Annotated in this window: 15 protein-coding genes; 2 read left to right on the forward strand and 13 right to left on the reverse strand. The window is 42.5% G+C overall.

Going from position 1 to position 18,772, the window contains the following annotated elements:
* Nucleotides 1-61 precede the first annotated feature (61 nt).
* The 7 genes from V7L12_RS14380 to V7L12_RS14410 form a co-directional block, all read right to left on the reverse strand.
* On the reverse strand, nt 62-1,249 hold the full coding sequence (locus V7L12_RS14380; protein WP_335085019.1) for an aliphatic sulfonate ABC transporter substrate-binding protein: 1,188 nt from the start codon (nt 1,247-1,249) through the stop codon (nt 62-64).
* Nucleotides 1,250-1,532: 283 nt separating this feature from the next.
* Nucleotides 1,533-2,396, reverse strand: coding sequence for a TauD/TfdA dioxygenase family protein (locus V7L12_RS14385; protein ID WP_335085021.1), 864 nt, complete (start codon nt 2,394-2,396; stop codon nt 1,533-1,535).
* A gap of 37 nt (nt 2,397-2,433) precedes the next feature.
* Complete coding sequence (locus V7L12_RS14390) at nt 2,434-3,540, reverse strand: aliphatic sulfonate ABC transporter substrate-binding protein (RefSeq protein ID WP_335085023.1); 1,107 nt, start codon at nt 3,538-3,540, stop codon at nt 2,434-2,436.
* A gap of 312 nt (nt 3,541-3,852) precedes the next feature.
* Entirely contained in the window at nt 3,853-4,674 is an 822-nt protein-coding gene (locus V7L12_RS14395; RefSeq protein WP_335085025.1) for a class I SAM-dependent methyltransferase, read from the reverse strand.
* Between the two features lie 87 nt (nt 4,675-4,761).
* Nucleotides 4,762-4,941, reverse strand: coding sequence for a hypothetical protein (locus V7L12_RS33195; protein WP_442947889.1), 180 nt, complete (start codon nt 4,939-4,941; stop codon nt 4,762-4,764).
* 63 nt (nt 4,942-5,004) lie between these two features.
* Nucleotides 5,005-6,483, reverse strand: coding sequence for an amidohydrolase family protein (locus V7L12_RS14405; RefSeq protein ID WP_335085029.1), 1,479 nt, complete (start codon nt 6,481-6,483; stop codon nt 5,005-5,007).
* 80 nt (nt 6,484-6,563) lie between these two features.
* A complete protein-coding gene (locus V7L12_RS14410; protein ID WP_335085031.1) occupies nt 6,564-8,054 on the reverse strand; it encodes an amidohydrolase family protein in 1,491 nt (496 codons plus the stop codon).
* A gap of 74 nt (nt 8,055-8,128) precedes the next feature.
* On the opposite strand from V7L12_RS14410, the gene V7L12_RS14415 reads away from it, so the two are divergent.
* Entirely contained in the window at nt 8,129-8,512 is a 384-nt protein-coding gene (locus tag V7L12_RS14415) for a hypothetical protein (protein ID WP_335085033.1), read from the forward strand.
* Here the strand turns inward: V7L12_RS14415 and V7L12_RS14420 are convergent.
* From V7L12_RS14420 to V7L12_RS14445, 6 genes are all read right to left on the reverse strand, one after another.
* Entirely contained in the window at nt 8,509-9,567 is a 1,059-nt protein-coding gene (locus V7L12_RS14420) for an ABC transporter substrate-binding protein (protein WP_335085035.1), read from the reverse strand. The two genes, V7L12_RS14415 and V7L12_RS14420, sit on opposite strands and share 4 nt — an antisense overlap.
* A 319-nt stretch (nt 9,568-9,886) precedes the next feature.
* On the reverse strand, nt 9,887-10,216 hold the full coding sequence (locus V7L12_RS14425; RefSeq protein WP_335085037.1) for a ferredoxin family protein: 330 nt from the start codon (nt 10,214-10,216) through the stop codon (nt 9,887-9,889).
* On the reverse strand, nt 10,213-11,835 hold the full coding sequence (locus V7L12_RS14430; protein ID WP_335085039.1) for an FAD-binding protein: 1,623 nt from the start codon (nt 11,833-11,835) through the stop codon (nt 10,213-10,215). Before V7L12_RS14430 ends, V7L12_RS14425 begins: the two co-directional genes overlap by 4 nt.
* Nucleotides 11,836-12,506: 671 nt before the next feature.
* Entirely contained in the window at nt 12,507-14,321 is a 1,815-nt protein-coding gene (locus tag V7L12_RS14435) for an iron uptake porin (RefSeq protein WP_335085040.1), read from the reverse strand.
* Between the two features lie 817 nt (nt 14,322-15,138).
* On the reverse strand, nt 15,139-16,146 hold the full coding sequence (locus V7L12_RS14440; RefSeq protein ID WP_335085042.1) for a glycosyltransferase family 2 protein: 1,008 nt from the start codon (nt 16,144-16,146) through the stop codon (nt 15,139-15,141).
* A 107-nt stretch (nt 16,147-16,253) separates the two neighbouring features.
* Nucleotides 16,254-16,964, reverse strand: a complete 711-nt coding sequence (locus tag V7L12_RS14445; protein WP_335085044.1) for a TVP38/TMEM64 family protein — start codon at nt 16,962-16,964, stop codon at nt 16,254-16,256.
* A gap of 585 nt (nt 16,965-17,549) precedes the next feature.
* Here V7L12_RS14445 and ssuD point away from each other — a divergent pair.
* On the forward strand, nt 17,550-18,698 hold the full coding sequence (ssuD, locus tag V7L12_RS14450) for an FMNH2-dependent alkanesulfonate monooxygenase (protein WP_335085046.1): 1,149 nt from the start codon (nt 17,550-17,552) through the stop codon (nt 18,696-18,698).
* The last annotated feature ends 74 nt before the right edge of the window (nt 18,699-18,772 follow it).

The raw sequence follows: 18,772 nt of genomic DNA on the forward strand, positions 1-18,772 counted from the left end.
GGTATAAAACCATCATTTTATAAATGAAACTCTTCAATTTTTTAAAGTTAATTACAATGATTTACTTATTAGATTTAATTGAATCAGGTGTGAATGCTGCATATTCTTCTGGAGTAAGTACTCCATCTTTGACATTAACTTTTTTTGGTAGAAGTCCTTGTGCATACCACAAATCAGCTATTTGTTGTTTTTTAATAACTTCATCGGTGATTGGTAGCAAACCATATACTGCTTTACTATGAATTGTTTTGAGAGTAGGTACATCAATACCAACGTCACCAGTCTCAAGTTCTGCTAACTTATCAATATTTTTCTGCGACCAATCTTCAGCTTTGATAAACTCCTCTAGAAAAACTTTGATAATCTCAGGATGCTCTTTGGCAAATTTACGTGAGGTAGTATAAAAGACACCAAGATCCTGAAGCCCTTGTCCATCCATTAATACACGACCAAGATTTCCTTGAACATTTCTAGTAATGTAAGGTTCCCAAATTACCCAAACATCAATTCCTCCTTGACTAAAAGCCACATTTGCATCTGGAGGTGGGAGAAAAAGAGATTTTACATCACTTAATTTTAGTCCCTCTTTTTGCAACGCTTTTAGCAAGACATAGTGGGCAATAGAGGCTTTTTGAAAGGAGATTTTTTTGCCCTTAAAGTCAGCAACACTTTTAATCGGAGAGTTTTTTGGTACTAAAAAATAAACTGCTCTACCATTAAATCGAGTTGTTGCAATATACACAAGAGGTGTACCTGCGGCTTGAGCAAATATAGGTGGTGATTCAGCTGTAGCTGCGATGTCAAGGGAACCAGCATTTAATGCTTCTAAAGCTTGCGGCCCAGCAGCAAACTCTAGCCACTTTACAGTAAAATTCTTTGCTGCCAAACTTTTTTCTAGAGTTCCTTGCTTTCTCATCACTGCAAGAGAACCAAGCTTAGAAGAAACAACTCGTAGCTCTTGTTTTTGGGGAGTATTAGAAACTGTTTGACTTTGAGATTGTGTACTAATTGGGGATAGTTCGTTTTGAGTAGTTTTAGTTTCTTGGCTACAACCAACTATGCTCATTGGTATAGTGAAAGTGCAAGCAGCGATTAATAAAGATATATATTTAGGCTCAATTTTATATTTGACTTCTATAGGTTTAGTATTTAGGCTATACTCACATACCATCCTAATATTTTTGATTTTTGATTGCAGTGGTTTATTACTAGACAAATTTAGCCTTTGCAAAGATTTGAAAAGCCCCATAATATTTTTCTATTTAAGTTTAATAATTTTCGTTGTAGTGTTTTAATGAGCTGCTAACAACTATCAATTTCAGTTTAGAGTGTATCAAGTTTGGTTTGAAAAGAAAGTATTCATTAACACTTGTTTTTAAACAAAAAAGATTTTTTTACTATTTTGATTTCCAAGCATAGAGTTTAATACTTAGACAAGTTTTATTGGTCAAAAATCTAGAATAACTCTTGACTCTTAACCAATAAAATGTATATTTAACCGCCCATTAGCTTAATCTTCTGAGCTATAAATCCTAAAAGGGACGACTATCTGCAAGGCTAACCCGTTTTAATACTCGTCGCTCATTCGGATTGAATGCTTGGCGATAATGTAAGGTAGCTTGATTATCCCAGTAGACAATATCGCCTACAGACCATTTGTGTTGGTAGTAGAATTTCGGTTGATTTAGATGTTGTCTCAACTGTTCAATCAGTTTAGATCCTTCTTCTGGCTCTAACCCGACAATTTCCACTTCTGTAGCAGCATCCAAGTAAAGATGCTTTTTACCACTCTCTGGATGTGTTCTAACTAAAGGATGGGGAAAGATTGGACTGATTAAAGGAATATTCTTGTCTAAACGATACAAAGAGCGGGGTGCATTCCGATCTTGCAAAAATGGGTTGTAGGTAATTAACTGCAAATCTGCAATCCTTTCTTTGGTGGCTTCATCTAATGCCTCATAGGCCAAATTGGTATTTAACCAATAAGTATCTCCACCTTGAGAAGGTATTTCTAACGCATAAAGAAGTGAACCACTAGATGGCGTAGGAGTCCATTTGTGATCAGAATGGAAAGTTAATTCTCCAGTACCGGTATAGCCACCATCGAGGTTGGAAATCGGAATCACTACCGGAGTTTCTCCTGGTTTAGAAGCCAATACTGGAGTTTCGTCAGATGGTACAAAGAGTGCGCCAAAGTATAGAGAAAAGTTCAAAAGTTGTTGATCGGAGAGCTTTTGGTCTTTGAAGATTAAGATGTGGCGATCGCGCAGAGCTTGCTTAAGTTGTAATATGACTTCAGGTGCGATCGCTTGACTGGCATCAAGATCGGTAACTATCGCTCCCAAAGGGGCATCAATAGACCTAATTTTAACTTCTGTCAAAGTTGAAGTAGGCATAATATTCTCCTGTGTTTTAATTTATTCTTGGAGATAACTATTTATTCGCTAACACGTCTGAGGGAGTAATTTTGGCGTACTCTTCAGGCGTTAAAAAGCCATCTCTAACATTTACCTTCTTGGGGATAAGTCCGAGGCTGTACCACTTATCTGCAACTTCCTGTTGCTTGATAATAGTTTTCTCGGTAATTGGTACTAGCCCATAATCATATTTCTTATGCATTATTTCTAGAGTCGGTGGATCTAGCTGAGTTACAGGAGCAAGCAGTTGTGCTACTTCTTTAGGATGATCCTTAGTCCAGATTTCTTTCTTTTCTAGCTCCTCTAAAAACACTTTGATTACATCAGGATGAGCCTGATAAAATTGGCGTGAGGTTGAGTAAAAGTTGCCAGTATCCCGCAACTTACCACCATCTGCTAAAACACGAGCGATTTTATTTTGTACATTTCTTGTACCGAATGGCTCCCAAATATACCAAGCATCCACTTTATTCTGACTGAATGCTGCATTTGCATCTGCTGGAGGTAAAAAAACTGATTGAACATCGCTCAGTTTCAACCCTGCATCTTCTAACGCTTTAACTAATAGGTAGTGACCAATAGAAGCTTTCTGAAAAGCCACTTTTTTCCCCTTCAAATCGCTAACAGTTTTAATCGGAGAGTTTACAGGAACTAGAAGTGAAATAGCTTTACCACTAGGGCGTGTAGTAGCTAGATAAACAAGGGGCACTCCTGCTGCTTGGGAAAATACAGGAGGCGATTCGGCTGTAGATGCAATATCCAATCCATTTGCATTCAAGGCTTCTAGCTGTTGTGGCCCAGCCGCAAACTCAGTCCACTGTACTTTAAAACCCAGAGGCTCTAATCGCTTCTCTAAGGAACCTTGCTTTTCTAAAACTGCTAAAGCGGTAAGTTGTTTTGAACGTACAATCCGTACTACTTGCTTTTCTGTTGACTTCTCTGTAGTGCTGGATGAAACCACCGATTCAGACGAAGTTGCCGACTGTTGAGTGTTATTTTTTGCTTCACTACAACTCGATAGGGCTGTTGACAGCATTAAGCAGTAGCCCAGAGCAAACAACAAGGAACGACGTGTTATTCTCTGGCTTTTTCTGAATTCAAACTTTCCTTTTAAAGCTGACATGGGTTATTTTATTGATTTCCCTCTAAGTGGTTAGAAAAATGATGATTAATTGCAATGTAAACAAACAAAAAATCTTTTTTATTAAGTTATTTCCAAACGGCAATAAATATTTTTTCTACATTTAAAAGCTTTATCAATCAAATTAGGGAAGAGAGTGGGTATTACCCACCCTGCAACGACTTGATGAACTGAAAATTTAATAGTTAGGAGGGAAAATTTAGTAAGTGGAGTGAGAAGATACCACTCCAGTGTCGTGCTAGTGGAAGATTGAAACTTGGGAGTGAAACTCGGTCTTGTTCATGTTCAATTTTGCTAGTGCTTCCAAGCGACTAAAATTGTAGATTTGAGTTCTTCTGTAAAATGTCCAGACGGCTCAACTGCTAGTAGCGCTTCTCTAAGATCCTTTTCAAATGCTGGGGCCTTATCGCCATAGAAAATTTTCAGAGAGAAGGCTGTAGTGTATAAGTAGCCAAGATAGCTATCGACAGTCCAAGATTTTTCAAATGGCACTTCATAGGTTTCTTGACGAGCAAAAGCCGAATTGGCAATTACAACTTCATGGGGAGGATCGACTGGCTTACGAGTCCCTTGTCCTCGTTGTCCAGTTCGGCGTTCTTCACCTAACCATTTCTTTACTACTCCAACAGCAGCTTGTTTCCAAGGTAAATTGCTTTCCCAAGGATTATCATTAGTCTGAAGCAGTGCTAACCCACCATCATCAGTAAGCAATTCATCAAGGCGTTTAAGCACTAGTTCGCGTTCCATCCAGTGAAACGCTCTACCAATAGTGGCTAACTTAAATGTCCCTAAACTAGAGTCGATTAACTCTGCTCCTTGTTGTAACCAAGTGATATTATTTGCTCCGACTGCTGCTGCTTGCCGTTTAGCTTCTGCAATCATGTCGGGATCGGGATCGATCGCCACAACTTCCTCAAATCTGGTTCGCAGACCAATTGAAATTAATCCTGGGCCAGTACCTAAATCAAGGAGTCGTCCTTGACCATTGAGATGAAATATTTCCGCTAGTTTGTCGAATACAATCGGTGGGTATTTGGTTCTATATTGAGCATAGCCTTCAGCAGCTCCCTCAAATAAACTTGGGTCGTAGGTAGGAAGTGTTTTGAGTTGAGTCATATCAATTTTGGATTTTAGAATTGGTGAGTAGAGACGCGATTCATCGCTTCTTTGGGGATAAAGGTGGAGAGAGAAATAACCAATGCCCTAAGAATATTGAGTGATGACGGGTAGCTGCTTGTTGAGTACCCAATCGCCGATCGCACGCAATTTGTAGTCCACAGGATCGTGGAGGGTAAAGGTTCGCAAATCTCGCCAATAACGGTCAAATCCATATTTAGTTGCTGTGGCGCGAGTTCCGGTAACTTCAAAGATGCGGTTGGTAATGGAACGTTGTAAAGATGGGCATTGAGCATTGGGAACGGGGTATAGTCATTCTTTCCCCATTCGCTATTTCCCAGCTAGATATTCCTTTGCGGCTTTCTCAACACCTGTACCCTTGAAGAAGTCTTGATTGAGACTGGTATACAACTCCAAGGGATGGATTGAGAGGAAGTAGCGGAGGTCTTCTTCGGTAATGATTTCGTGTTCTGCCATTGAGTAGGCGTTGGCAGTAACGGCGGTGATATCAGGCACATCCCAGTGACCGGAATCTGAACCTAAGAAGGCTTTAACTCGGTCGCCAAAGGGATTAGCTGCCCGATTAAATGCTTGAGATACACGGGTATCATCTGATTCTGTACCGAAGTAGAAATGATTCAAGAAGCGATCGCGCACATCTTCTGCCTTCTCTATTCCTGCTAGTTCAAATTCGTCGAGTTCGCCTGGATCTTCTGGAGCCAATAGTTGATGGTGGAATCCTAAACCGTCACCAATTTTATCTAAGCGCCCATCTACCAGTTCGCCACCGTAGCGGGTGTACAACTCTACTAATGCTTCCTTATCGATAATCGCAGGATTGTTATTTGACAACAAATGTTGTTTGTTGCGCGTTTCCCAGTGCCAAATAATATCAGCGTAGAGACTAGCACCCCAAGCTGAACCACCTTCTAAAAAGGCAAACTTTAATTGCGGGAAGCGGCGGGTAACTCCACCAAAGAACAGCGATTTGCATAAAGCTTCTGCTGCAAAGGCAAAGTGATTAATGTGATTGTATTGGGCGTTGGTGACAGAACGCTGAGTTGTCCAACCTTGGCTAGAAGCGTGAGTTGTCGGTACAACTTTCAGTTCTACGCACTTAGCCCAGAATGGATCGTAATCATACTGGCTATCTAAACCAAAGTTATCAATCCAAACCACTTCGTTAGCGACTTCTTTGCCGTATTTTTCAAAGGCAGGAATTGGACGACGGACGTAACCAGGAATTTGAATTGCCTTGAGTCCCAGAACATTCACCGCATATTCCAACTCTTCAATCCCTTCTTCGGGAGTGTGCAGGGGAATCGCGGCAATGGGTGTGAGGCGATCGCTATAAGGGTGGAAAATATCAGCATGATAGGTGTTAACTGCCCGACAAACAGCCCGCCGCATTTCTTCGTTGCCGATATTCGGGGCCATTGTTGCCAAGTTGGGGTAGACAACGGCAAAGTCTGTACCTGCTTCTTGCAAGCGCTCATGCAGCAACTTGGGTAAGCTAATGGTAGCCAAATTCAAAGTATTTTTTGTGGGACGACCCCACCAGTTAGGGCGATTGGTGCGATAAGCAAAACGTTCTTCCCAACTTTGCTTGTACCACTTAAAACGGGAAGATCCTGGTAAATTCTCTTTGAAACGTTCGACAAGTGCAGTTCCACCAATTTGCTCTAAATAATCCAAGACTGCTGGTTCAAATTCTTGGGTATGTACATCGGTGTCAACGATCGGATAACCAAGTTTTTCCCGAATTTGAGCAGACCTAGTTTTTTGTGGGCGGTCTAGAGCGATCGTCATGATAATTTACCCTCATCAAATGTTTATAGGCATTGGCAAAGACGCGATAAATCGCCGTCTCTTAAACCGAACCGTATTGTCTACTCCCTAATCCCTTTCGCAGCCAAAAATTCATCTGCTGTTTTCTCAACAGCCGTACCTTTAAAGAAGTCACGATTCAGGCTGGTGTACAACTCCAAGGGATGAATTGACAGGAAATATTGCAAATCTTCTTCGGTGATAATCTTGCGTTCTACCATTGAATAGGTATTAGCAGCGATCGCAGTAATATCAGGTACATCCCAGTGACCAGAATCGGAACCCAAGAAGGCTTTAACACGGTCGCCATAAGGATTAGCTTTGCGGTTAAAGGCTTGAGCTACACGGGTATCATCTGATTCTGTGCCGAAGTAGAAGTGATTCAAGAAGCGATCGCGGATATCTTCTGGCTTGGTAACTCCTGCAACGGCGAATTCATCCAAATCACCTGGTTCTAGGGGAGATAATAACTCAGCGTGGAAACCTAAACCACTACCTAGCTGATCCAAACGACCATCTACTAGTTCACCACCATAGCGAGTATATAGTTCTAGCAATTCTTCGCGATCAATATTAGCGGGATTGTTATTTTCTACCAAATGATCTTTATTGCGGGTATCCCAGTGCCAAATCAAATCGGTGTACAAACTAGCACCCCAAGCGGAACCTCCTTCTAAGAAGGCAAACTTGAGTGTGGGGAAGCGGTGAGTTACACCACCAAAGAATAAAGATTTACATAATGCTTCCGCAGCCGATGCAAAGTGACCAATATGGTTGTATTGGTAATTGCTAATGGAACGCCGATTTATCCAGCCCATACCGGAAGAGTGGGTGGTGGGTACGACTTTCAGTTCTACGCATTTCGCCCAGAAGGGATCGTAATCATATTTACTATCCAAGCCAAAGGTATCAATCCAAATGGCTTCGTTAGCTACTTCTTCGCCATACTTCTCAAAGGCGGGAATCGGGCGGCGGATATGTCCGGGGATTTGAATTGCTTTGAGTCCCAGAATCTTCACCGCATATTCCAATTCTGCGATCGCCTCTTCGGGCGTATTCATGGGAATGGCAGCAATGGGTGTTAAGCGATCGCTATAAGGGCGAAAAATATCAGCGTGGTAAGTGTTAGCTGCACGACAAACAGCCCGCCGCATTTCTTCATGACCGATGTGTGGTGCCATTGTTGCCAAGTTGGGGTATACAACGGCAAAGTCTGTACCTGCTTCTTGCAAGCGTTCGTGCAGCAACTTTGGCAAACTAACGGTGGCTAAATTTAGGGGATCATTGGTGGGACGAGTCCAGAAGGGAGGGCGGGCGGTGCGGTTAGCGCGGCGTTCATCCCAAGATTGCTTAAACCATTTAGAGCGAGATGCACCGGGTAAGTGTTCTTGAAAACGCTGTGCGATCGCAGTTCCAGCAACTTGCTCTAAATAGTCCAAGAATGCTGGGGGAAATTCTTGGGTATGTACATCGGTGTCAATGATCGGATAACCCAGTTTTTCCCGAATTTGAGCAGACTTGGTTTTCTGTGGACGGTCTAGTGCAATAGTCATAGCATTTTACCTGAATTTTCAAATAGATTGGTCAAGAGGCAGAAGCTAGGAGGGATGCAGAAAGCTTTTGAAAGATGACGGTTGAGCCTTTGAGCTTGGAAGTTGAGCCTTTGAGCCTGGAGGTTGAGCCTTTGAACCTGGAAGTTGAGCCTTTGAACCTGGAAATTGAGCCTTTGAACCTGGAAGTTGAGCCTTTGAGCTTGGAAGTTGAGCCTTTGAGCCTGGAAGTTGAGCCTTTGAGCTTGAAAGTTGAGCCTTTGAGCTTGGAAGTTGCACCTTTGAACCTGGAAGTTGCACCTTTGAGCCTGGAAGTTGAGCCTTTGAGCCTGGAAGTTGCACCTTTGAAAGACTTAATTACAAAAATTTGTTTTTCTTGCTCAGAAAAGTTACTGATTCCTACCTCCCCTGCTCTCTTTGCTTCTTCTACTCCCGCATTTGGAATGGCTGATAGAAATTAACGCTGTTGTTCGTTCACAACCCAATCTGTTAATTTAAAGTCCGACTTTGCTAAACCCTGCGAGACTAAAAATTTCTTTGTTCCCTCTAAAAGTTTCACACCTTCGGCTGGTAATGGTTCTTCTGATATCTGTTTAAGTGGTAACGATACTTTGATGATCTCAATGGGATATTTAGTAGTTTGGGCATGGTACTGATAATATTCTTCAGAATTGGCTTTTAAATCCTTGGCTGCTTCTGTGAGAATTGCATTAAATTTCTGGGGAAAATCAGGCTGTTTCGCCAAAAAGCTTTCAGTTGCGACAACTAATGATGTCCCTGACAGACCTTTATGATTCGCCGAAGAATCAATCACTGGAAACCCTTGTGATTTCAAATAAGGCCCCAAATCGCTTGAGGTTGCATAAGCTGCTACATCACCACGTTCTAAAGCCGCTTTTGCCTCAGTAGTCATCAAATGAACAACTTTTACATCTTTGGCAATTTTAGCTTCAGCTAACAGACCCAGCAGGTATCGATGCATATAAGAACCTTTTTGGGTAGCTATTTTCTGACCCTTAAGTTCAGCAAGCGATCGCGGTCCATTCTTTTTCGCCACTAACCAGGCGGTTGTATTAAATTGAGTAATCCGCAGCAGTCGTGTTTCCTGACCCCTTGCTCTCAAAACTATGGCTGGTGTATCCCCTAAAGAGCCAACATCTAATTGCCCTGCAACAAGCGCCTCATTTAGATCCGGCCCGTTAGGAAACCTTACAAAAGTAATGTTTTTAAATCCCGCTTTTTGCAACTGACGATCTAAAATTCCCTTTTTCTTTGCCCAACCAAGTGGCCCTGTCGGTTCTGAACTACCTACATAACCTATTCGTAGGGTAGCAATGTTATTGGATACAGCAACAGCGTTATTGACATTAACAGCCTCAATAGATTGAGCAGATTTAGTTTCGCCTTGGCTACATGCTGTAGTTAGTAGCAGTAGAACACAAGCCACTGAGGTTGATAATCTGCAAGTAAGTTTATTTTTACTGATAGAACCTGTTACTACTGAAAACGACAGCATGACTTTTTTCTCCGCCGTACTATACGCCGTGTGCAACTTTCTCTTTGACCTAACCCCCAACCCCTTCCCTACAAGGCAAGGGGAGCAAGAATCAAAGCCTCTCTCCCTGTGGGGCTACGGTGTACACACATCTTGGTAATGAAGCCCAGACCCTCGATTTACCCCCCTTAATCCCCCCGATGCATTGGGGGGAAATATCGGGTTCTCCCCCTTTCCAAGGGGGAGTTAGAGGGGGTCAGAAGGACTTGTGTGTACACCATAGCCCTGTGGGGGAGAGGAATGGAAGTGGGGTTCTAAGGATAAGTTGCACATCGCATTACTATTTCATCTGCTTCAAAATTTGGAATGTTTCATCGGCTTTTGCTGTTGATGTACGTTTGTGTCCCCAACCGATGTTTTCCCGATAACTACCCAGTAGCCCAACTTCTGCCAATTCTGCCTCGTTGACTGAAGTCGTCACATCGCTTTCTGGTGCCACATAAAGAGCATCAACTGGACAATACAATTCGCACATATAACAGGTTTGGCAGTCACTCTGTCGAGCAATGGTTGGCGGCGCATTCGGTACACGGTCAAACACGTTGGTTGGACAAATATTCACGCAGATATTACATTTTATACACCGCGATTCGCTGACCAACTCAATCACACTGCTGCTCCTATTTTAGATAAAGGCTTTTCTGTACTTAACGGCTGACTCTTCACCCAAACCTGGTCTAATCCGCCACTAATCAAGTGATGTTGCTGGTTAGCATCTTGTTCTGGATAGTCTTGATGTTTGTGCATACCACGAGTTTCTTTACGTTCAATGGCACTGCTGTACATCCATCGCGCTGTGGCTACCATTGCCGCAGCTTCTCGCGCCCGGATTAGCTCTTTATCTGATTTTACCTGGCTACTGCGGAGTTCTTGCCAGAGATGATTTAGCTTACCCAAAGACTCAGTTAAGCCTTGTTCTGTACGGAAATAGTTCTTTTCGTAAGGGAATACTTCGGCTTGGACTGCTTGAATAATTTCATCAGTTGCCAAAGTTTGAGAGCGATCGCTCCCACTCTGTAATCCTACCTCTCCGACACCCTTAACTCGGCGTTGAGTTTTATTTTCCCCTAAGCTGCGGCTATATTCAGCAGCCGATTTCCCCGACCAATAGCCAGAAGATATTGCCCAAGCCGCATTATGACTACCACCGCCAGTAAATCCGCCACAAATTAATTCGCGTGTAGCGGCATCTCCAGCCGCGTAAAGTCCCCGCACAGAACTGGCACAACTCTCATCTACAATCCGAATTCCCCCCGTACCGCGCACAGTTCCTTCTAGGCGCAAGGTGACAGGGAAACGTTGAGTAAATGGATCGATACCTGCACGGTCAAAGGGTAAAAAGAAATTAGGCTGTGCTAAACGCATAGATGGCCGCATCGATTCCGCCGCTTTGTCTATGATGGCGTAAACTGGCTGTTGCAGTAATGTCTGGGCAATTACTGAACGTCTATGAGAACTTGCCCCCGGAATCACAGTACCGTCTTCGTAGGTAAAGGTTGCCCAATTATAAAACAGGGTTTTGGTAACTGAAGAAAAGGCGGGGGAGATGCCATAAGCGTTGGAAAATTCCATACCCGACATCTCGGCTCCTGCTTCTGCCGCCATTAAGTAACCATCCCCTGTGAGGACGTTGCACCCTAACGCTTTACTGAGAAACGCACAACCGCCTGTAGCAATGATCGTGGAATGCGATCGCACTATCCATTTCTCACCAGTCTGACGGTTCACACCTGTTGCACCACCAACAGCACCATCGTCATCAACCAGCAGTTCTAAGGCGGGACTGTTATCTAAAATCTTGACTCCAGCGCGTTGAATTTGCCGCCGCATCAGCCGCATATACTCCGGCCCTTGCAGCGATCGCCGGTAGGGTTTGCCTTCATCGTCGGTGGGAAAGGGATAACCCCACTCTGCTAGCTGATTGACGTTGATATAAGTCTGATTCAGTACCCGATCCATCCAGTTGCGATCGGCTAAAAACCCACCCAACGATTCCCGACTCGCCTTCGCTGTTTCCCGTGCTTCTGCATCGGGTGGCACATACCACACACCATTTCCAGATGCAGCAGCGCATCCAGTCGTACCACAGTATCCTTTGTCTACCAGGACAACTCTAGCTCCACTTGATGCAGCACTCCAAGCTGCCCAAGTTCCAGCTGGCCCACCTCCAATCACAAGCACATCTGCTTCTAAGTCGAGTTCAAAATCGTTTGTTAACGTCTTCAGCATCAAGTCTTCACCCCATCCATGCGGCAAAATAAATATTTAAAAATCTAGAAATTGTGACCCCTTAATACAGGTTCTCACTAGATTGGCATTACAAATACTTTTAACCGATCGGCAAACCGTAGTTTATAACCTAACAAAGCTTTTCACAGTTTTCGACAAAAAGCAAGCATTTTACCAAACTAATTAAAATGTAAATTTTTGTAAAATTAACGAAGTTATTCGGACTTACGCACTGTACAAATTAATTGTGATGTGCATCAACGGAAATAGGTTGTTTCAGGCTTTTCTTAATTATCCGTTGATAGTAAATAGATCATGCTCTGCCCTTACGAAAGATGTAGTTTTTAAACTTCCCCATATTTGGTATTTCTTGTCAATCCGTAAGTCCTAGTTATCTCTCAATAAACTTGTTTTTTACCATAGTTTGTGCGTTCATCAAATTTTTATTCATAACAGGACTTAATTTCGATAATTTTCCCGTAGTTTAATAAATTTTTCTAAACGGTTTTGTCTGGATAGTACAGACGTGAAATTGGATTGGGTTTTGTCTTGCGGCGCTAATGTGTCTGTTCGTGGGTTAAGAGCGATCGCTCCCTTAAGACTCAAGAATCCCCGGACTTTTAATTAAACAAATGTAAAAATTTTTATTCAGTCCGGGGAGTGCCATTCGGTTAAAATCTAAAGACAGTACGAATCCAAGCAAATAAACTATCAGGATTGCTGGCATCCGAATCAGGTGCAGTAATCCAGATCAAACCTGGCGTAACCTCAATATGATCTCCGATTTTATATTGGTAGAATGCCTCAACGTGCAGAGAAGTATCTCTGTCCGCTTGTCCTAGACCTTTTCCCAAATTTACATTATTACTAAGACTGGTGAGTTTCGGCTCCATACCAACTAAAATCCCCCCTAGAGCACCTTCACTAAAAAGATCCGGGAATGCAAGTCCTACGGCCCAATCCATAGCTTCAGCATCTCCGCGCCCCAAATAACGGTGTACCCCATAACTTACCCAGGCATTGATTGCCAACTTGGAACTAACTTGATAGAACGCCTGTAAACCATAAAGGTTGCCTAGAGTTGCTACTCCAGGCACGGTGCTGTTTACCAGGTTACTCCCGACTGCTGGGCCGAAATTTGTTCCGCTAAAACCTATGGTATTTGGTGGGCTATAGGTATTAACATAAGTTGCAGCTACCCGAAAATTCCTATTACCGGAGTAGTATATTAACTGTGCTAAAGCTAAATATCTGCCTGTAAATAAGCCGTTATTAGTTGTGGGATTACCACCGTTTGGTGCGCTGTACGCTATCCCGAATTGAAGCTGTTTGCCTAATCCCTGGAGTATGGCAATTCCGGGGCCGCTATCTCCATAGTTATAGACCAAAGACCGCCGTGAAAATCGTGAAATCCCATTAGCACCAGTCACAGAAGACGATTCAAAATATGGGTTAACTGGACCAGAAAGACCTATCTCACTAGCTCCGTCAGACAAGGGATAAATGTTGACTTGGGTATTTGGAAAAGGTAGAAACCGATAGCGAATACCACTAACAATAATAGTATTGCGTGGAAAAGTAATACTGGAGTTATCAGCAGTTCTCCCCTCATAAGTTCCTAATAATCCAGCTCTTGTTTGTCCCAATGATTCAAGATTTCCACCTCCTATTGTTATACCTAGTGAATCTTTTCCGTTAAAACTGGTGTTTAACCGTAAAGAAGTTACGCCTTGAAGTGTGGGATTGTGAGGTGCTGGTGTCTTTCTGACGACGTTATTGCCTGCTATAAGATCGCCAAGAACAATCTGAGATCGACCTATAAGTTTGGTTGTGGTCGTAAACTGAGTTGATTCTAACTTCGCATTTCGTACTTCCAAGCCATCTAAGCGTCCCCGAAGTTGAGCGAGTTCTGGAGAAAATTGTTCTTGTAGTTTTTTAATGGTATCCAAGTCTTCGCGTTTGACTAAATCCGTTGTCGAAGTCGCTATTAGTTCATTGAGGCGATCTAAAGCTGCATTCAACCCAGCTGCAAATTCATAACGCGTTAAGGAGCGATCGCCTTTAAATGTACCATCTGTATATCCTGCAATTACACCGTAGCGCTCAACTAGAGACTGTAATGCTTGAAATGCCCAATCTGTCGGCTTAATATCTGATAGTTGCGAGACGGATGTTGTTTGCCCTGCTGCATTATTTGGAGCTTTTTTATTAGTTGGCGGTGCAACTTGCAACAATTGTGAGACAGGTGTCACTCGATCTTGAAGCTCGTTTGGAGCTTTTTTACGAGTGACTGGTGCAATTGAAGTGTTTACTGTTTGATTGACAACTGCTTCTGGAGCTTTGTTTTGTTCTACTTCAATCGGAGATAGATCAGATTTAGGTAGTTCAGCCTGACTTTTGGCTGGATAAAAAACCAGGATAGCTAGAATATTTAGCAACGAAACCAGGAACACAATGGATCTATAATTCCAGCGAAAATTAGACATGACTCCTTAACTCCTCAACCTTAAAGATGAATAAATTAGCTCTTAATTGGACACAAAAACCAAGACAAATCATTGTTACAATATTTCTAAAAAACCGATTAGAACATAGATTTATCTAAGCTTTAGCTGCTGAAAAAAGCACAAAATTCTGATAAACGTCGAAACCAGTACTAAGTAGTTGAATGTACAATCCCAAATTCGCAGTAAGCTAGGAATTATAGCGCTTGAAATAATCCTAAAAACGTCTGGGATGAGACAATAACTGCCTTAGCAAAGACTTCTCTACTTTTAAGGGACACTCAACCACACACTATATGAACTGATACTTCTGAGACATCCTAAAGTCCGTTTTTTTAGTTATGCTGTACAAAGTTCATCAATGGCTACTGACATTGACGAAAGCTTGATTTCGATTCAAGTGATTATTTGCCAATTAACATTAGTTGAAAACACTATTTTGTAATCAGCTATATATTGACAGCATCAATTGTGATTTAAGTACGATAGTTCTATCGATTTACCGTACTTTAGTAGAATTATTTTTGCATAGAGCTTGGTACAATGCAAGACCTAGTACTTTTCCATGAGGCGAAAATATGTCAAAGTTCTTGGTTAAGTCAATTCCAGCAACTGCGTAGGCGTAGCCCGTCGTAGACATCGCCGGAAATAGTCAGTCGCTAAAAATGAATAGACCTCTTGTACAAATGCAAAATTCGCCCACCCTGCGGGATCTTGCTACATCCCCCAACCCTTTCTCCCAAAATTGGGAGAAGGGGAGCCAATTTCAAAGTCCCTCTCCCAAGCTTGGGAGAGGGATTTAGGGTAAGGGCTTTTTAGGATCTTCTAAATTATCTAGTTTGTCGGAATTGCTCGTTGAGTTAGAGGATTTGTGATAAAAACCACCTACTTCTGCCAAAGTATAGAGGGGCCTGGCTTTAACTTCTTCGTAGATCCGCCCTATATATTCGCCTAAGATGCCAACACTGACTAACTGCACAGATCCGAGAAAGAAAATTGCCATCAAAATAATCGTAAACCCGGTTAAAGGCGAATGGGGGACAAAAAGACGCCAATACAAGACTAATAAAGCCATGAAGATGGCCGCCGCCGCCGCTACTAACCCTAAGTAAGTTGATAACCGCAGTGGCACTATTGAAAAGGACACTAGACCATTAATAGCAAGGGCTAAAGATTTACTAAAAGTGTATTTAACTTCCCCAGCAAAGCGGGGGTTGCGCTCAAACCGAATCGCTGTTTGCTGAAAGCCAACCCAAGAACGCAAACCACGAATGTAGCGGGTGCGTTCTGGCATAGAATTGAGAATATCTACAATCTGCCGATCTATTAGACAAAAATCACCAGTATCAGTAGGAATCTCTACATCTGCCAGCTTCTTAAGGATGCGATAAAAGAAATAGGCAGTAAAACGCTTAAACCATCCTTCTTTAAGGCGTTGAGTGCGTTGAGCGTAGACAACCTGATAGCCCTGTCGCCATTTTTCAACCATGTCGGGAATTAGTTCTGGTGGATCTTGTAGATCGGCATCAAGGATAACGATAACTTGACCTCGGACAAAATTGAGACCAGCAGTAACTGCAATTTGATGACCAAAGTTACGAGCAAAACTCAGATAGCAGATGCGTGGATCTTTTTGATGAAAGTCTCGCAGTAATTGTAGGGAGCGATCGCGGCTACCATCATTGATTAAAATTAATTCGACAAGCCCATCCATCCGATTCATTACTGCACTCAGTCTGCGGTATAGTTCTGGAATAATTTCTTCTTCGTTATAAATTGGAACAATGAATGAATACTTTGGTAGCATCTAGAAATATGGTTTAATTTTTGAACAGCCAAGCTAACAGACTGCTTGCGATCGTAAAGGTTTGCTTCACAGTATACCTAGCAAGGCTCAAGTCTCATTACCATAATTTATTTATTCTTCGGATTGATGTAATCTGAAGAGTCTGATTCTTTAAGACTTTCTACAGCTTTTTTGGGAAAAGTCCGACGATGGCGGTACCAAGTAGACCCTGCTACCAGCATTCCAGTTAAGCCTAATGCAAGTATTAGCGGCAAAAAATCGCCTGTATTCACTGCCTTCAGACCAGAACTACCTAGTAGTACAAAAGGTAAGACACTAGGAACAGTACCAAGTGTTGTACCGAAAACATAATCTTTAAAACTGATCGAAGTCAGTCCCGCGACAAAGTTGACCAAGCCGTAGGGCATGATCGGTACTAATCGGATGGCAAACATATAAAAAAGCCCTCCACGACGCACCTCAACATCCATAGCTTGCCAGCGTCCAGCTAATCGTTTTGCAACTGTTTGGCGTCCAATAGTCCGAGTAAAAACAAAGGCAATTATTGCTGCAATCACTGCTGCCACACTAGTCCAGACAGTACCCAGCCAAGGGCCGAAAATTGCACCTCCAGTCAAATTAAGCACCGTTGAGGGCAAAACTAACATAGTTGCCACAACGTACAAAGCAATATAAATAACAGGTGCCCAAATACCAGAAGATTTCAGCAAAGCTTGGATTTGTGCTGGTTCAATGCCGCCAAGAAGATATACTGCTATACCAGTTGCAATGATGCAACTCAGTGTGAGTAGCAAGATACCAGCTTTCAAATTCCACACCAGAATACTCCTACTTTTTTTGTAACCCAACCCATCTTTCTTAAACTTCCCCTTTAATTAATTCTTGAAAACTTTGGTTCTGGAAGCTAATACTCCGACACATTACAGCTATTTTCAAGTAAATAGACCACGCGGTAGGGGCACAGCAATGCTGTGCCCTTACGATAGATGTGGTTCAAATACATGAAAATTGTTGTAATTTTGATAAATTCGTAGTGTTACCACACTGCTGTTATGTATTAAAGGAGTCCAGTCATCAGCAATCATAACCTTTATCCAAACACAGACCTAGAAAGTGCAAGCTAGCAAGGCTTGTGTCGATGAAACCAGAAGTCAACACTTCAAAGTCGCAACAATGTGGGTAATTGACACAAAACTTGTATTCTTCACGACAGTCATTGTTGCAAAAAAAGTGTCATGATTATCGGGATTGTGCGTGATAACGTCAATTTTGTGGGCAGTTTTCTTTATGAATCGTTAATCTATACTGGCGTTTTAAATAATTTCCTGTCAAATGCTGACTATAAACTACGGCAATTTGATCGATCTACCGTATAAGATATCCTTGTACCCTGCCTGATACAAATGCAAATTCTCTGGTTTATTCCTACTGGATCTCATGACGGACGCTATTTAGGCACAGATATTGGCTCTCGTGTTGTCACACCTGATTATTTACAACAAATTGCCCAAGCTGTCGATAGTTTAGGCTACACGGGCGCATTGTTACCCACAGGGAGTTCTTGTGAAGATGCTTGGATAACTGCCGCCGCTTTCATATCTGTCACTAAGCAGATGAAATTTCTTGTAGCAATTCGCCCAGGAATTACTTCCCCAGGTGTTGCTGCACGGATGGCAGCAACATTTGACCGAATTTCTAAAGGAAGATTGTTAATTAATGTAGTGACAGGTGGAGATCCTGTGCAACTAGCTGGGGATGGCTTGCATCTTAGTCATGACGATCGCTATGATTTAACCGATGAATTTCTCAGAGTTTGGCGGGGTATCGTCAGTGGAGAAACAGTCGATTTTAAAGGAAACTACCTGGATATTAAAGGTGGTAAGCTCTTATTCCCACCAGTTCAAAAACCCTATCCGCCTTTGTGGTTTGGTGGCTCATCAGCTGCTGCCAAGCGGGTTGCTGCTAAACATATAGATGTTTACCTGACTTGGGGTGAACCTCCACAACAAGTTGCCCAAAAGATTGCCGAAGTTAGGAAATTGGCGGCTGAACAAGGTAGAACAGTCCGTTTTGGGATTCGCTTACATGTAATTGTGCGAGAAACCGAGTCAGCTGCTTGGGATGCTGCCAATGAGCTAATTAAGTATGTCGATGAGGATGCGATCGCAAAAGCTCAGAAAGACTTAGCTCATTCTGATTCTGAAGGACAGCGGCGCATGAGTCAATTACATAGTGGTAGTCGAGAAGCCTTAGAGATTAGCCCCAACCTGTGGACAGGAATTGGATTGGTGCGGGGTGGTGCTGGTACGGCCTTAGTTGGAGATCCTGACACCGTTGCCGCTAGGATGCTGGAATATCACAATTTGGGCATAGAAACATTCGTTTTCTCTGGATATCCCCATTTAGAAGAAGCGTATCGCACGGCTGAATTATTATTTCCCCGCCTACCTTTGCAGAATGAACCTGCACCTTTAACGCCACCAGTCTTGAATTCTGTTGGCGAAATCGTCGCCAATGAAAAATTTGCGAAACAACTCACAAGTGCTTCATGACTTAATAATTAGTAATTTGTAATTAAAGAGCAAATTACTAATTATGTTGGTGATGCTTCTAGATTCATCCTTTG

Origin of the sequence: Nostoc sp. (genome assembly GCF_036918245.1) — a bacterium.
GTDB lineage: Bacteria > Cyanobacteriota > Cyanobacteriia > Cyanobacteriales > Nostocaceae > Nostoc.

What these genes read in the sequence shown, in the direction of transcription:
- V7L12_RS14380 (WP_335085019.1), bottom strand. Translation starts at nt 1,249, where the DNA reads ATGGGGCTTTTCAAATCTTTGCAAAGGCTAAATTTGTCTAGTAATAAA.
- V7L12_RS14385 (WP_335085021.1), bottom strand. Translation starts at nt 2,396, where the DNA reads ATGCCTACTTCAACTTTGACAGAAGTTAAAATTAGGTCTATTGATGCC.
- V7L12_RS14390 (WP_335085023.1), bottom strand. Translation starts at nt 3,540, where the DNA reads ATGTCAGCTTTAAAAGGAAAGTTTGAATTCAGAAAAAGCCAGAGAATA.
- V7L12_RS14395 (WP_335085025.1), bottom strand. Translation starts at nt 4,674, where the DNA reads ATGACTCAACTCAAAACACTTCCTACCTACGACCCAAGTTTATTTGAG.
- V7L12_RS14405 (WP_335085029.1), bottom strand. Translation starts at nt 6,483, where the DNA reads ATGACGATCGCTCTAGACCGCCCACAAAAAACTAGGTCTGCTCAAATT.
- V7L12_RS14410 (WP_335085031.1), bottom strand. Translation starts at nt 8,054, where the DNA reads ATGACTATTGCACTAGACCGTCCACAGAAAACCAAGTCTGCTCAAATT.
- V7L12_RS14415 (WP_335085033.1), top strand. Translation starts at nt 8,129, where the DNA reads ATGACGGTTGAGCCTTTGAGCTTGGAAGTTGAGCCTTTGAGCCTGGAG.
- V7L12_RS14420 (WP_335085035.1), bottom strand. Translation starts at nt 9,567, where the DNA reads ATGCTGTCGTTTTCAGTAGTAACAGGTTCTATCAGTAAAAATAAACTT.
- V7L12_RS14430 (WP_335085039.1), bottom strand. Translation starts at nt 11,835, where the DNA reads ATGCTGAAGACGTTAACAAACGATTTTGAACTCGACTTAGAAGCAGAT.
- V7L12_RS14435 (WP_335085040.1), bottom strand. Translation starts at nt 14,321, where the DNA reads ATGTCTAATTTTCGCTGGAATTATAGATCCATTGTGTTCCTGGTTTCG.
- V7L12_RS14440 (WP_335085042.1), bottom strand. Translation starts at nt 16,146, where the DNA reads ATGCTACCAAAGTATTCATTCATTGTTCCAATTTATAACGAAGAAGAA.
- ssuD (WP_335085046.1), top strand. Translation starts at nt 17,550, where the DNA reads ATGCAAATTCTCTGGTTTATTCCTACTGGATCTCATGACGGACGCTAT.